10 protein-coding genes are annotated in these 12,504 nt (G+C 70.7%); 2 read left to right on the top strand and 8 right to left on the bottom strand.

The window, feature by feature from the left end:
- Positions 1 to 55 precede the first annotated feature (55 nt).
- Both hisS and ACFVDM_RS28010 read right to left on the bottom strand, forming a co-directional pair.
- A complete protein-coding gene (gene hisS, locus ACFVDM_RS28015; protein WP_383646024.1) occupies positions 56 to 1,318 on the bottom strand; it encodes a histidine--tRNA ligase in 1,263 nt (420 codons plus the stop codon).
- Positions 1,319 to 1,329: 11 nt separating this feature from the next.
- Positions 1,330 to 2,016, bottom strand: coding sequence for an MBL fold metallo-hydrolase (locus tag ACFVDM_RS28010; RefSeq protein ID WP_383646021.1), 687 nt, complete (start codon positions 2,014 to 2,016; stop codon positions 1,330 to 1,332).
- Between the two features lie 146 nt (positions 2,017 to 2,162).
- Here ACFVDM_RS28010 and ACFVDM_RS28005 point away from each other — a divergent pair, with 146 nt between their 5' ends.
- Both ACFVDM_RS28005 and ACFVDM_RS28000 read left to right on the top strand, forming a co-directional pair.
- On the top strand, positions 2,163 to 2,960 hold the full coding sequence (locus ACFVDM_RS28005; RefSeq protein ID WP_383646018.1) for a peptidylprolyl isomerase: 798 nt from the start codon (positions 2,163 to 2,165) through the stop codon (positions 2,958 to 2,960).
- 175 nt (positions 2,961 to 3,135) lie between these two features.
- The gene (locus tag ACFVDM_RS28000; protein ID WP_383646015.1) at positions 3,136 to 4,365 is read left to right on the top strand and encodes a DUF349 domain-containing protein; all 1,230 of its coding nucleotides are present in this window, start codon (positions 3,136 to 3,138) and stop codon (positions 4,363 to 4,365) included.
- An 88-nt stretch (positions 4,366 to 4,453) separates the two neighbouring features.
- On the opposite strand, the gene ACFVDM_RS27995 is transcribed toward ACFVDM_RS28000, so the two are convergent.
- The 6 genes from ACFVDM_RS27995 to ruvB all read right to left on the bottom strand — a co-directional run bounded on the left by ACFVDM_RS27995 (position 4,454) and on the right by ruvB (position 12,440).
- Positions 4,454 to 7,015, bottom strand: a complete 2,562-nt coding sequence (locus ACFVDM_RS27995; RefSeq protein WP_383646012.1) for a RelA/SpoT family protein — start codon at positions 7,013 to 7,015, stop codon at positions 4,454 to 4,456.
- A gap of 149 nt (positions 7,016 to 7,164) precedes the next feature.
- Entirely contained in the window at positions 7,165 to 7,716 is a 552-nt protein-coding gene (locus tag ACFVDM_RS27990) for an adenine phosphoribosyltransferase (RefSeq protein WP_383646010.1), read from the bottom strand.
- A complete protein-coding gene (gene secF, locus ACFVDM_RS27985; protein ID WP_383646007.1) occupies positions 7,713 to 8,813 on the bottom strand; it encodes a protein translocase subunit SecF in 1,101 nt (366 codons plus the stop codon). The genes ACFVDM_RS27990 and secF overlap by 4 nt, the downstream gene beginning before the upstream one ends.
- Before the next feature lies 1 nt (position 8,814).
- Positions 8,815 to 10,575: a protein translocase subunit SecD gene (secD, locus tag ACFVDM_RS27980; RefSeq protein WP_383646004.1), complete on the bottom strand. Its 1,761-nt coding sequence runs from the start codon at positions 10,573 to 10,575 to the stop codon at positions 8,815 to 8,817.
- A 147-nt stretch (positions 10,576 to 10,722) separates the two neighbouring features.
- Positions 10,723 to 11,202, bottom strand: a complete 480-nt coding sequence (gene yajC / locus ACFVDM_RS27975; protein ID WP_383646001.1) for a preprotein translocase subunit YajC — start codon at positions 11,200 to 11,202, stop codon at positions 10,723 to 10,725.
- A gap of 164 nt (positions 11,203 to 11,366) precedes the next feature.
- Positions 11,367 to 12,440, bottom strand: coding sequence for a Holliday junction branch migration DNA helicase RuvB (gene ruvB, locus ACFVDM_RS27970; protein WP_383645998.1), 1,074 nt, complete (start codon positions 12,438 to 12,440; stop codon positions 11,367 to 11,369).
- Positions 12,441 to 12,504 lie beyond the last annotated feature (64 nt).

Genomic DNA, 12,504 nt, shown 5'->3' with positions numbered 1-12,504 from the left:
GCGCCCCGTTGACGTCGAGGTCAACGGGGCGCGTCGGTCGGGGTGTTGCCGTGGGTCAGACGAGGCGGGCGCGGACCGTCTCGACGACATCGGACAGGGGAACGGCGGTCTGCTCGCCGGACTCCATGTCCTTGAGCTGCACGACGCCTTCGGCCAGATCGCGTTCACCGGCCACGATCGTGAACCGTGCGCCCGAGCGGTTGGCGCTCTTCATGGCGCCCTTCAGGCCCCGACCGCCGAACGCGAAGTCCGCGGCCACGCCCTCGCGGCGCAGCCGGGTGACGACACCGAACAGCACCCGGCGCGCGTCCTCCCCGAGCGGGACGGCGAAGACGCTGGTGGTGGGGGGCAGTTCGAGCACGACGCCCTCCGCCTCCAGGGCGAGCACCGTACGGTCCACGCCGAGGGCCCAGCCGACCGAGGGCAGCGCGGGGCCGCCGATCATCTCGGAGAGCCCGTCGTACCGTCCGCCGCCGCCCACCGCGGACTGGGAGCCCAGTCCGTCGTGGACGAACTCGAAGGTGGTGCGGGTGTAGTAGTCCAGACCGCGGACGAGCTTCTCGTCGTCCTCGAAGACGACGCCCGCCTCGCTGAGCAGGTCGCGGACCTGCTCGTGGTACGCCTTGCAGGCGTCGCAGAGGTAGTCGCGCAGCACCGGTGCCCCGGCCAGCTGCTTCTGGACCTCGGGGCGCTTGTCGTCGAGGACCCGCAGCGGGTTGATCTCGATGCGGCGCCGGGTCTCCTCGTCGAGGTCCAGGTCGCGCAGGAAGGTCTGGAGCGCCTCGCGGTAGACCGGGCGGCACTCGCGGTCCCCCAGCGAGTTGAGCAGGATGCGGAACTCGCGCAGGCCGAGGTCCCGGTACGCCTGGTCGGCGAGGATGATCAGCTCGGCGTCGAGGACCGGGTCCTCGGCGCCGATCGCCTCGGCGCCCACCTGCGAGAAGTGGCGGTAGCGGCCCTTCTGGGGGCGCTCGTAGCGGTAGTACGAGCCGGAGTACCAGAGCTTGACGGGCAGATTGCCGGCCTTGTGGAGGTTGGCCTCCAGCGCGGCGCGCAGCACGGAGGCGGTGCCCTCGGGGCGCAGCGCCAGCTGGGAGCCGCCCTTGGTGGTGAGGGTGTACATCTCCTTGGTGACGATGTCGGTGGACTCGCCGACGCCGCGGGAGAAGAGGGCGACGTCCTCGAAGCCGGGCGTCTCGATGTATCCGTAGCCCGAGTTCTTCAGGGGGGCGGCGATCGCCTCGCGCACCGCGAGGAACTTCGCGGAGTCGGGCGGGGTCAGGTCGTACGTGCCCTTGGGGGCCTTGAAGGTGCTCACGATGTCTCTCGTCACATTCCTCGTCGGGGCGCGGCCGCACCGCTGAGGTACGGGTTGGTGGCGCGTTCGCGTCCGATGGTGGTCTGGGGGCCGTGGCCGGACAGCACCACCGTCGAGTCGTCGAGCGGCAGGCACACACGGGCCAGCGACTCGAGGAGTTCGACGGGGTCGCCGCCGGGCAGGTCGGTACGTCCGACGGAGCCGGCGAAGAGCAGGTCGCCCGAGAAGAGGACCGGCGGAACATCCGCGGCCTCGGGCATCCCGAACGTCACCGACCCCTTGGTATGGCCGGGCGCGTGCGAGACGCCGAACTCCATGCCCGCCAGCCGGAGCCGGGCGCCGTCGCTCAGCTCCTTGACGTCGTCCGGCTCGCCGACGGTCAGCTCACCCATGAGCGGCATCCCGATGGAGCGGCCGAGGGCCTTCTCCGGGTCGCTCATCATGTACCGGTCCTCGGGGTGGATCCACGCCGGGACGTCGTGCGCCCCGCAGACGGGGACGACCGAGGCGACGTGGTCGATGTGGCCGTGCGTGAGGATCACCGCGACCGGCTTGAGCCGATGCTTCTTCAGCGCGTCCTCGACGCCGGGAGCCGCCTGGTGGCCCGGGTCGATGATCACGCACTCCTCGCCCGCGGCGGGGGCGACCAGGTAACAGTTGGTCCCCCAGGCCCCGGCCGGGAACCCGGCAATCAGCACGATCGTCCTTAATGGTCGTCCGACGAGAGGTCGGCTGCGAGGTCGCAGCAGTTCAGAGCCTACCGGCGCTCCTCATTCCACAGCCAACGCGTATACGGTACGGGGCAACGCAGGCCCGGTCACACGACGTACAAGGAGATCACCCGGTGGTCAGCAGCGATCAGCGGCGGCGGCAGCTCGCCAGGGAGAAGTTCGAGCGGCAGCAGCAGCGCCGTGAGGAGGCCCGTCGCAGGACGAGGCGGCTGACGGTCGTCATCACCTCCTCGGTGGCCGTGGTGGCGGTCATCGCGGGTGCCACGTACCTCGCCACCAGCGGCGACGACGACAAGAGCGACAAGGCGGCCGCGTCGGCGAGCACCAGTCCGTCCGCGGAGCCCTCGCCCTCGGCGAGCGAGAAGGCCGAGCCCGAACCGGCGATGAAGATCGACAAGAAGGCGTCGTACACGATGTCGCTCAAGACGAGCCAGGGCGACATCGCGTTCACGATGGACGCGGCCAAGACGCCGCACACCACCAACTCCTTCAAGTCGCTCGCGGACAAGAAGTTCTTCGACGGCACGAAGTGCCACCGGCTGACGACGGACGGCATCTTCGTCCTCCAGTGCGGCGACCCGAAGGGCGACGGCACCGGCGGTCCCGGGTACACGATCCCGGACGAGAACCTGACGGCCCTGGGCAAGGCGGGCGCCGACGGCACGGTGACGTACCCGGCGGGCACGGTGGCGATGGCCAACACCGGCCAGCAGCACACCGGCGGCAGCCAGTTCTTCCTCGTGTACAAGGACAGCAAGCTGCCGCCCACGTACACGCCGTTCGGCACGATGGACAAGGACTCCCTGAAGGTCGTCGAGGCGGTCGGCAAGGCGGGCGTGGACGGCGGCGCGGCCGACGGTGCGCCGAAGAAGGCCGTGAACATCTCGAAGGTCACCGTCGACAAGGGGTGAACCCGCGGGAACGCGCTCGGTGCGGCCGGATAATTTCGGCCGCGCTGAGTGCGGACAGCCGGGCGGCGCGTCGCCTAGATTGGCGTCGTGCAGGGCGGGCGCTGCCCGCCCCAGGAAACTGTGGACGATGCCAGGGGGGCGAACCCCTTCGCGGGCATCAGGTGGAGGAGGCGCTGTGAGCAGCGACCCGTGGGGCCGTGTCGACGAGACAGGCACCGTGTACGTGCGTACAGCCGACGGCGAGCAGGTCGTCGGATCGTGGCAGGCCGGTTCTCCGGAGGAGGCCCTGGCCTACTTCGAGCGCAAGTACGAGGGCATTGTGGTCGAGATCGGCCTCCTCGAACGGCGGGTGAGGACCACCGATCTGTCCGCGAAGGACGCGACCACCGCCATCGAGCATCTGCGCGCCCAGGTCGACGAGCACCACGCCGTCGGGGACCTGGACGCGCTGCGCAAGCGGCTGGACGCCCTGGTGGCGACGGTCGACTCGCGGCGTGAGGAGCGCAAGGCCCAGAAGGCGAAGCAGACCGACGAGGCCAAGCTGGCCAAGGAGGCGCTGGTCGCCGAGGCCGAGGAGCTGGCGCGCAGCGAGCAGTGGCGTGCGGCGGGCGAGCGGCTGCGGGCGCTCGTGGACACCTGGAAGGGCCTGCCCCGGCTCGACCGCAAGTCCGACGACGAGCTGTGGCACCGCTTCTCGCACGCCCGCTCCGCCTTCTCCAAGCGGCGCAAGGCCCACTTCGCCTCGCTGGACGCCCAGCGCGAGGAGGCCCGCAAGGTCAAGGAGCGGCTGGTCGCCGAGGCCGAGTCGCTCTCCGGGTCCCGGGACTGGGGTGCCACGGCGGCCCGCTACCGCGATCTGATGACCGAGTGGAAGGCCGCGGGCCGCGCCCAGCGCGAGGCCGAGGACGATCTGTGGAACCGTTTCCGCGGTGCCCAGGACGTCTTCTTCGCCGCGCGCGGCGAGGTCTTCGCGGAGCGTGACGCGGAGCAGGGCGAGAACCTCAAGCTCAAGGAGGAGCTCGCCGCCGAGGCCGAGAAGCTGGTGCCGGTGACGGACCTGAAGGCGGCCCGTGCCGCGTTCCGGGGCCTGAACGAGCGCTGGGAGGCCATCGGCCATGTGCCGCGCGACGCCCGTCCGAAGGTCGAGGGGCGGATGCAGGCCGTGGAGCGGGCGCTCCAGGAGGCCGAGGAGGCGGAGTGGCGCCGGACCAACCCGGAGGCGCGGGCCCGTGCCGCGGGTCTGACCGGGCAGCTCCAGGCGGCCGTCGACAAGCTGCGGACGCAGATCGACACCGCGCGCGCCTCGGGCAACAACGCCCGTGCCGACAAGCTGGCCCGTGAGCTGGAGGGACGGCAGGCGCTGCTGGACCAGGCGCTCAAGGGCCTGGAGGAGTTCGGCGGCTGACCGCCGGCTCCGGCCGTGTGCGAGAGGGGCCCTTCCGCTTCGTGCGGAGGGGCCCCTCTGCTGTGTGCGTACGGCGTACGGGACCGGGTTACGGCCTGCGCGCCGAGGTCACCCGGTACACGTCGTAGACGCCCTCCACGCCCCGTACGGCCTTCAGGACGTGGCCGAGGTGCTTGGGGTCGCCCATCTCGAAGGTGAAGCGCGAGGTGGCCACCCGGTCGCGGGAGGTCTGCACGGCCGCCGACAGGATGTTGACGTGCTGGTCGGACAGGACCCGGGTGACGTCCGAGAGGAGCCGGGAGCGGTCCAGCGCCTCGACCTGGATGGCGACCAGGAAGACGGAGGACTGGGTCGGGGCCCATTCGACGTCGAGGATCCGCTCGGGCTGCTGCGACAGCGAGTCGACGTTGACGCAGTCGGCCCGGTGCACGGAGACGCCGCTGCCGCGGGTGACGAAGCCGATGATGGGGTCGCCCGGCACGGGGGTGCAGCAGCGGGCGAGCTTCACCCAGACGTCCTCGACGCCCTTGACCACGACGCCCGGATCGGCGTTGGAGCGGCGCTTGGCGCGGCTGCGGGAGGGCGGGGTGCTCTCCTCCAGGTCCTCGCTGGCCGCGTCCTCGCCGCCGAGCGCCTGGACCAGCTTCTGCACGACGCCGGCGGCGGCCACATGGCCCTCGCCGATCGCCGCGTAGAGCGAGGAGATGTCGGGGTAGCGCATCTCGTGGGCGAGGGTGACCAGCGAGTCGCCGGTCAGGATGCGCTGGATCGGCAGGTTCTGCTTGCGCATGGCGCGCGCGATGGCGTCCTTGCCCTGCTCGATCGCCTCGTCGCGGCGTTCCTTGGAGAACCAGGCCCGGATCTTGTTGCGGGCCCGCGGCGACTTGACGAAGCCGAGCCAGTCGCGCGAGGGACCCGCTCCGGCCGCCTTGGAGGTGAAGACCTCCACGAGGTCGCCGTTGTCGAGCGTGGACTCCAGCGGGACGAGCCGCCCGTTGACCCGTGCTCCTATCGTGCGGTGGCCGACCTCCGTGTGGACGGCGTACGCGAAGTCGACCGGGGTCGCCCCGGCCGGAAGCGCTATCACGTCGCCCTTCGGCGTGAAGACGAAGACCTCGTTGCGCGAGAGGTCGAAGCGCAGGGACTCCAGGAACTCGCTGGGGTCCTCGGTCTCCTTCTGCCAGTCCAGGAGCTGGCGCAGCCACGCCATGTCGTTGACGGTGTCCTGGCCCCGCCCGGTGTTCTTGGGGACGTCGGTGCGCACCTTGGAGGCGCCGGCGACGGCCTCCTGCTTGTACTTCCAGTGCGCGGCGATGCCGTACTCGGCGCGGCGGTGCATGTCGAAGGTCCGGATCTGGAGCTCGACGGGCTTGCCGCTGGGGCCGATCACCGTGGTGTGCAGCGACTGGTACATGTTGAACTTGGGCATCGCGATGTAGTCCTTGAACCGGCCGGGGACCGGATTCCATCGCGCGTGGACGGTGCCGAGCGCCGCGTAGCAGTCGCGGACGGTGTCGACGAGTACCCGGATGCCCACCAGGTCGTAGATCTCGGCGAAGTCCCGGCCTCGCACGATCATCTTCTGGTAGACGCTGTAGTAGTGCTTGGGCCGTCCGGTGACGGTCGCCTTGATACGGGCGGCGCGCAGGTCGGCCTGGACCTCGTCGGTCACTATGGCGAGGTACTCGTCGCGCTTGGGCGCCCGCTCGGCGACGAGCCGGACGATCTCGTCGTACATCTTGGGGTAGAGGATCGCGAAGGCGAGGTCCTCCAGCTCCCACTTGATGGTGTTCATGCCCAGGCGGTGGGCGAGGGGGGCGTAGATCTCCAGCGTCTCGCGGGCCTTCTTCTCCTGCTTCTCCCGCTTGAGGTAGCGCATGGTGCGCATGTTGTGGAGACGGTCGGCCAGCTTGATGACGAGGACCCGGGGGTCCTTGGCCATGGCGACGACCATCTTGCGCACGGTCTCGGCCTGGGCGGCCTCGCCGAACTTGACCTTGTCGAGTTTGGTGACGCCGTCGACGAGCAGGGCCACCTGGTCGCCGAAGTCCTTGCGGAGGGTGTCCAGCCCGTACTCGGTGTCCTCGACGGTGTCGTGCAGCAGTCCCGCCATCAGAGTGGCCGGATCCATACCCAGCTCGGCGAGGATCGTCGTCACGGCGAGCGGGTGGGTGATGTACGGGTCGCCGCTCTTGCGCTTCTGGCCGCGGTGCCAGCGCTCGGCGACCTGGTAGGCGCGCTCGATCTGGCGGAGCGTGGACGCCTCGGTCTTGGCGTCGTTGCCGCGGACGATGCGCAGCAGTGGTTCCAGCACGGGGTTGTACGGGCTGGAGCGCTGGACGCCGAGGCGGGCGAGGCGGGCGCGGACCCGGTTGGAGGAGCCCCCGGTACGGGACGCCGAGCTGGCGGGGGCGGTCGGCGCGGGCTTCGCGGGCGGTTTGGGCGCGCTGGGGGCCGGGGAGGCGGGGGCGGCCGGCTGACTGGGCGCGGCGGGCGCGGGCCCGTTCGCCGCGGCCGGGGCGGGGCCCGTGCCGGGCTGCGGTGCCGGGGGCTTCGGCTTCTCCGCGGGCGGTTGCTTCGCGGGCGTGGCGGAGGCCGCCGCGGGCTCGTCGGGCTGCGGGGCGGCGACTGGCTGGGCCTCGTCTGGCAAGAGCGCTCCTCGTGCGGATCCGGACACCCGGAAGGGCCATCGTATCGACCCGAGGGCCGGTCCTCCCCCGGGGACCGGGAGAGGAGTCACAACGCCGACGGGCACCCGGATTGTTCCCGGGTGCCCGTCGGTGGTGGTGCGGCGTGCGGTCAGACCGTGATCAGGGCTTCCAGAGGGGCGCCCTGCAGGTCCGGGGTGAGGCGCTCACGGCCGGCCAGGAAGCCCAGCTCCATGAGGACGCTGACACCGGCGACCCGGGCCCCGGCCCGCCGGATGAGCTCCAGCGAGGCGGCGGCGGTACCACCGGTGGCCAGGACGTCGTCGATGACCATGACGTGGTCGTCGGCCGACAGGTCCTCCGCGTGGATCTCGATCTCCGCGGTGCCGTACTCCAGCTCGTACGCCTGGCTGAGCGTGGCGCCCGGCAGCTTCCCGGCCTTGCGGACCGGGACGAAGCCGAGGCCGGCGCGGACGGCGACCGGGGCGGCCAGGATGAAGCCGCGGGCCTCCAGGCCGACGATCTTCGTGGCGCCGTGCCGTACGCACAGCTCCGCGAGGGCGTCCGTGAGGGCCGTGAAGGCGACCGGGTCCGCGAGCAGCGGGGTGATGTCCTTGAACATCACGCCCGGCTTCGGGTAGTCCGCCACGTCCCGGATGCGGCTGAGGAGCAGCTCGCGGGTGCCCTCCGCGGTGCTGGTCATCGGCGCTTCCCTCCGGTCCGGCCGTGGCCCGTCGGGGGCTCCTGGCGCTGGCCGACGACCGCACCGGCGGGCGCGGCGTCCTCGGGGGACCCGTTGTCCTCACCGGTGTCGACGGACTCGCCCTTGGCCGCGGCGGCGGCGCGCTTGGCGAGGACCCGCTTCTTCAGGGCCTTCATCTGCGGTTCGCGTTCCTTGAGGTCGGCGACGAGCGGCGTGGCGATGAAGATCGAGGAGTACGCACCGGCGGCGAGGCCGACGAAGAGGGCCAGCGAGATGTCGTTCAGCATGCCGGCGCCGAGGACACCGCCGCCGATGAACAGCAGACCGGCGACCGGCAGCAGGGCCACGACGGTGGTGTTGATCGAGCGGACCAGCGTTCCGTTGATGGAGCGGTTGGCGATGTCGCTGTACGTCCACCGGGTCTGCTTGGTGATCCCCTGCGTGCCCTCCTTGAGGCTGTCGAAGACGACGACCGTGTCGTAGAGGGAGTAACCGAGGATCGTCAGCAGACCGATGACCGTGCCCGGTGTGACCTCGAAGCCGACCAGGGCGTAGACGCCGACGGTGATGGTGATGTCGTGGATCAGCGCGGCGAGGGCCGCGACGGCCATGCGCCATTCGAAGGCGATCGCCAGGTAGATCACCACGAGGACCATGAAGACGCCGAGGCCGGTCCAGGCCTTGTTGGCGATCTGCTCACCCCAGCTGGGGCCGACCAGGTCGGCGGCGATCTTCTCGCTCGGGACGTTCAGGCCCTTGGAGAGCTCGTCCTTGATCTCGTCGGACTTGGCGGTGTCGACCTCGGTGATCTGGATGCGCAGGGTGCCGTTGCCCAGCTTCTGGACGATGGCCTGGTGGCCGGAGGCCTCCGTGGCCAGGTCCTCGGCCTGGGAGACCGTGGCGGACGTCTTCGGGGTGGTGAAGACGGCGCCGCCCTTGAACTCGATGCCCATGTTCAGGCCGCTGACCGCCAGGCCGAGGATGGCCGTGATGGTGATCAGGATCGAGACGCCGTACCAGATCTTCCGCTTGCCGATGAAGTCGTAGCCGACCTCACCGCGGTAGAGACGGGCGCCGAGATTGCCGAGTCGCGACATCTCACGCCTCCTTCGGGTCGGTGGGGGCGTTGACACGGCGCGAGCGGCGCAGCGGGGGCTTGGCACCGAGCCGCTTCGGGTCCAGTCCGGACCAGGGGTGGCCGCTGGCGAAGAACTTCTTCCGGGCCATGATCGTCATGACCGGCTTGGTGAAGAGGAACACCACGACCACGTCGAGCAGGGTGGTGAGACCCAGCGTGAACGCGAAGCCCTGGACCTTGCCGACGGTGACCACGAAGAGGACCGCGGCGGCGAGGAACGACACGAAGTCGGAGACGAGGATGGTGCGCCGGGCGCGCGGCCAGGCCCGCTCGACGGCGGGGCGCAGCGTACGGCCCTCACGGATCTCGTCCCGGATGCGTTCGAAGTACACGATGAACGAGTCCGCGGTGATACCGATGGCCACGATGGCGCCGCAGACCGCCGGCAGGTTCAGCGCGAAGCCGATGGCCGGGCCGAGGAGCGACATGATCGTGTAGGTCAGGATGCCGGAGGCCAGCAGGCTGAGCAGGGCGATGAACGCCAGTCCGCGGTAGTAGGCCACGAGGTAGACGACCACGAGGGCCAGGCCGATGGCACCGGCGATGAGGCCGGCCCGCAGCTGCTCGCCGCCGAGTGCGGCGGTGACGGTGGTGACGCTCTGCTCCTGGAAGGAGAGCGGGAGCGCACCGTAGGAGAGCACGTTGGCCAGGTCCTCGGCGGACTGCTGGGTGAAGCTGCCGGAGATCTCGGCGTTGGCGCTCAGCGCCTCGCGCACGGACGGGGCCGAGACGACCTCGTTGTCGAGGGCGATGGCGAACTGGTTCTGCGGCGACTGCTGCTGGGCCAGCTTGCCCGTGGTCTTGTTGAACTTCTTGGCTCCGCCGCCGGTGAACTCCATCTGGACGATCCACTGGCCGGTCTGCTGGTTGATCGCGGCCTTGGCGCTGTCCACGTCGGTGCCGTCGACCTCGGCGGGACCGAGGATGTACTTGGCGCTGCCGTCCTGCTCACAGGCGACGACCGTGTCGGTGGCCTTGGAGCCCGCGGCCGCCTTGGAACGTGCGGCCTTGGTGGAGCAGTCCAGCGCCTCGAACTTCTTCTGCAGGTCGGCGGCGGCCGCCTGCTCCTCGGCGGAGGCCGTCGGGGTGGCGCTCGCCTCGGGGGTGGCACTCGCCTTCGACGAGGCACTGGCCGAGGGCGACGGCGTGGAGTCGGCCTTCAGGGCGCCGGTGACCGCGCGGCCCTGGGTGGTGGCGCTCGCGCTCGGCTTGGCCGAGGAGCCGTTCGCCTGCTCCGAGGCGGAGGCGCTCGGCTTGGGCGACGGGCTGGCCTTGCCGGTGGACGAGGCGCTCGGCTCGGGGGTCGGCGTGCCTGCGGCGACGGTCAGCACGGGCCGGAAGTAGAGCTTGGCCGTGGTGCCGACCTGCTCGCGGGCCTGGGCCGAGTTCGTACCCTTGGGGATGTTGACGATGATGTTGCGATCGCCCTGGGTCTGGACCTCGGCCTCGGAGACGCCAAGACCGTTGACGCGGCGTTCCATGATCTGGACCGCGGTGTCCATGTTGGTCTTGTTGATCGCCGATTCCTGGCCCGGTTCGGCCTTCGCCTCCAGCGTGATGGACGTGCCACCCGCCAGGTCGATGCCGAGACGCGGCGTCGGCTGGTCCGCCAGGAACATCCCGCCGGTGAGCGCGACCATGGCGATCAGGATCAGGGCCAGGGAACGCCCCGGCCTCCCCTGACCACCGGCCGGGCGCCGGCCCTTCTTCGGTGCTGCCACCTTCTCGTTTCTCCCTGTCCAACCGCCCCGCGCCGGGTACGCGCCCGAGCGGCCACGAAGTTTAGTGGGGACCCGCCCCCGCAGAAGACCGCACGTCCCGGGGACGGCCCGACGCCTGTGGGCTCGGAACCATCCCCGGATCGTGTGCTACTTCGCGTCGGGCTCGCCGTCGGCCTTGCCCTCGGGCTTCTCGTCGGCCTTGCCGTCGCTCTCCTCGGCGTCGACCTCGTCGGAACCGGTCTTCTTGACCAGGTCCGTCTTGGCGTCGGCGGGGGCGTCGTCGGCCTCGGTCAGCGAGGAGGCGTCGTCCGGCACGACCGCGCCATCGACGTCCAGCTCGTCCTCGTCGCCGTGGACGATGCGGTTGTACTCCGCGTCGTCGAGCACCGCGCCGATGGCGTTCTTCGCGTAGACGGCGTGGACGCCGGGGGCGACCTCAAGGAGAACCGTGTCGTCGTGAAGCTCCTTGACGGTGGCGTACATGCCCCCGATCGTGCGGACGCCGGTGCCGGGCTGCATGTCGTTGCGCATGGCCACGGCAGCCGCCTGCTTCTTCTTGGCGGACCGCGTCATCAGGAACATGGCCCCGATGAGCACGATGAAGGGGAGGAGAGTCACGGGATTCACGGGACGATTTTCCTTCGCACGACCGCACTCGAAAGCGGCCTGGTCTACGGGGGTGGGTACACCGACCTTTAAGGGCGGCATCGGCGGAGTCTAAGCGAGTCCGCATCGATGGAACAACGCCCAGCATGGCTCCGTGGTTCCTGTGCGGGTCAACCTGTGACGCATCACGCCCCGAACAGGCCCTGTTGTCCCTTTCCGCCGTGCTGCGGCGGCACCAGCCCCAGATGGGCCCAGGCCGCGGGGGTGGCGACCCGCCCGCGCGGCGTCCTGGCCAGCAGTCCTTCCCGTACGAGGAAGGGCTCCGCGACCTCCTCGACCGTCTCGCGCTCCTCCCCCACGGCGACCGCGAGGGTGGACAGGCCGACCGGGCCGCCGCCGAACAGCTTCAGCAGGGCCTCCAGCACCGCCCGGTCCAGGCGGTCGAGCCCCCGGGCGTCCACCTCGTAGACCGACAGGGCGGCCGCGGCGGTCTCCCGGTCGATCCGTCCGTCGGCCTTGACCTGGGCATAGTCCCGGACGCGGCGCAGCAGCCGGTTGGCGATACGGGGGGTGCCCCGGGAGCGTCCGGCGATCTCCGCGGCGCCCTCGGCGTCGATGATCACGTCGAGGAGTCCGGCGGAGCGGTGAATCACCCGTTCCAGTTCGGCCGGGGCGTAGAACTCCATGTGTCCGGTGAACCCGAAGCGGTCACGGAGCGGGGGCGGCAGGAGTCCGGCCCGGGTGGTCGCGCCTACCAGGGTGAAGGGGGGAAGCTCCAGGGGGATGGCGGTGGCGCCGGGTCCCTTGCCGACGATCACGTCGACACGGAAGTCCTCCATGGCCATGTAGAGCATCTCCTCGGCCGGCCGCGACATGCGGTGGATCTCGTCGAGGAAAAGGACCTCGCCCTCCTGGAGGGAGGAGAGGATGGCCGCGAGGTCCCCGGCGTGCTGGATGGCGGGCCCGGAGGTGATCCGGATCGGGGCGGCCATCTCCGCGGCGATGATCATGGAGAGGGTGGTCTTGCCGAGGCCGGGGGCGCCGGAGAGCAGCACGTGGTCGGCGGTGGCGCCGCGGGCGCGGGCGGCCTTGAGGACGAGGTCGAGCTGCTCGCGGACCTTCTCCTGGCCGACGAACTCGTCGAGGTCCCGGGGGCGCAGCGCCGCCTCGACCGCGGTGTCCTCGCCGTCCGCGCCGGCGTCGACGAGGCGCTCGTCGAGCAGCTCGCCGGTGTCGGGGCCGGTCTCGTCCCAGTTCATCTCGTCTGTCCCGCCTCGGATCTTTCGGTGCCGGGTCCCGGGGGCCGGGTCCGGTGTCGGGGGT

It is taken from the genome of Streptomyces sp. NPDC057682, assembly GCF_042799575.1.
Lineage (GTDB): Bacteria > Actinomycetota > Actinomycetes > Streptomycetales > Streptomycetaceae > Streptomyces.
The sequence above is the reverse complement of the archived record's forward strand: the minus strand, read 5'-3'. Positions and strand labels throughout refer to the sequence as shown.

Excerpts from the sequence above, each read along its gene's own strand:
- ACFVDM_RS27990 (WP_383646010.1), bottom strand. The coding sequence starts at position 7,716 with ATGACCAGCACCGCGGAGGGCACCCGCGAGCTGCTCCTCAGCCGCATC.
- secF (WP_383646007.1), bottom strand. The coding sequence starts at position 8,813 with ATGTCGCGACTCGGCAATCTCGGCGCCCGTCTCTACCGCGGTGAGGTC.
- ruvB (WP_383645998.1), bottom strand. The coding sequence starts at position 12,440 with ATGAACTGGGACGAGACCGGCCCCGACACCGGCGAGCTGCTCGACGAG.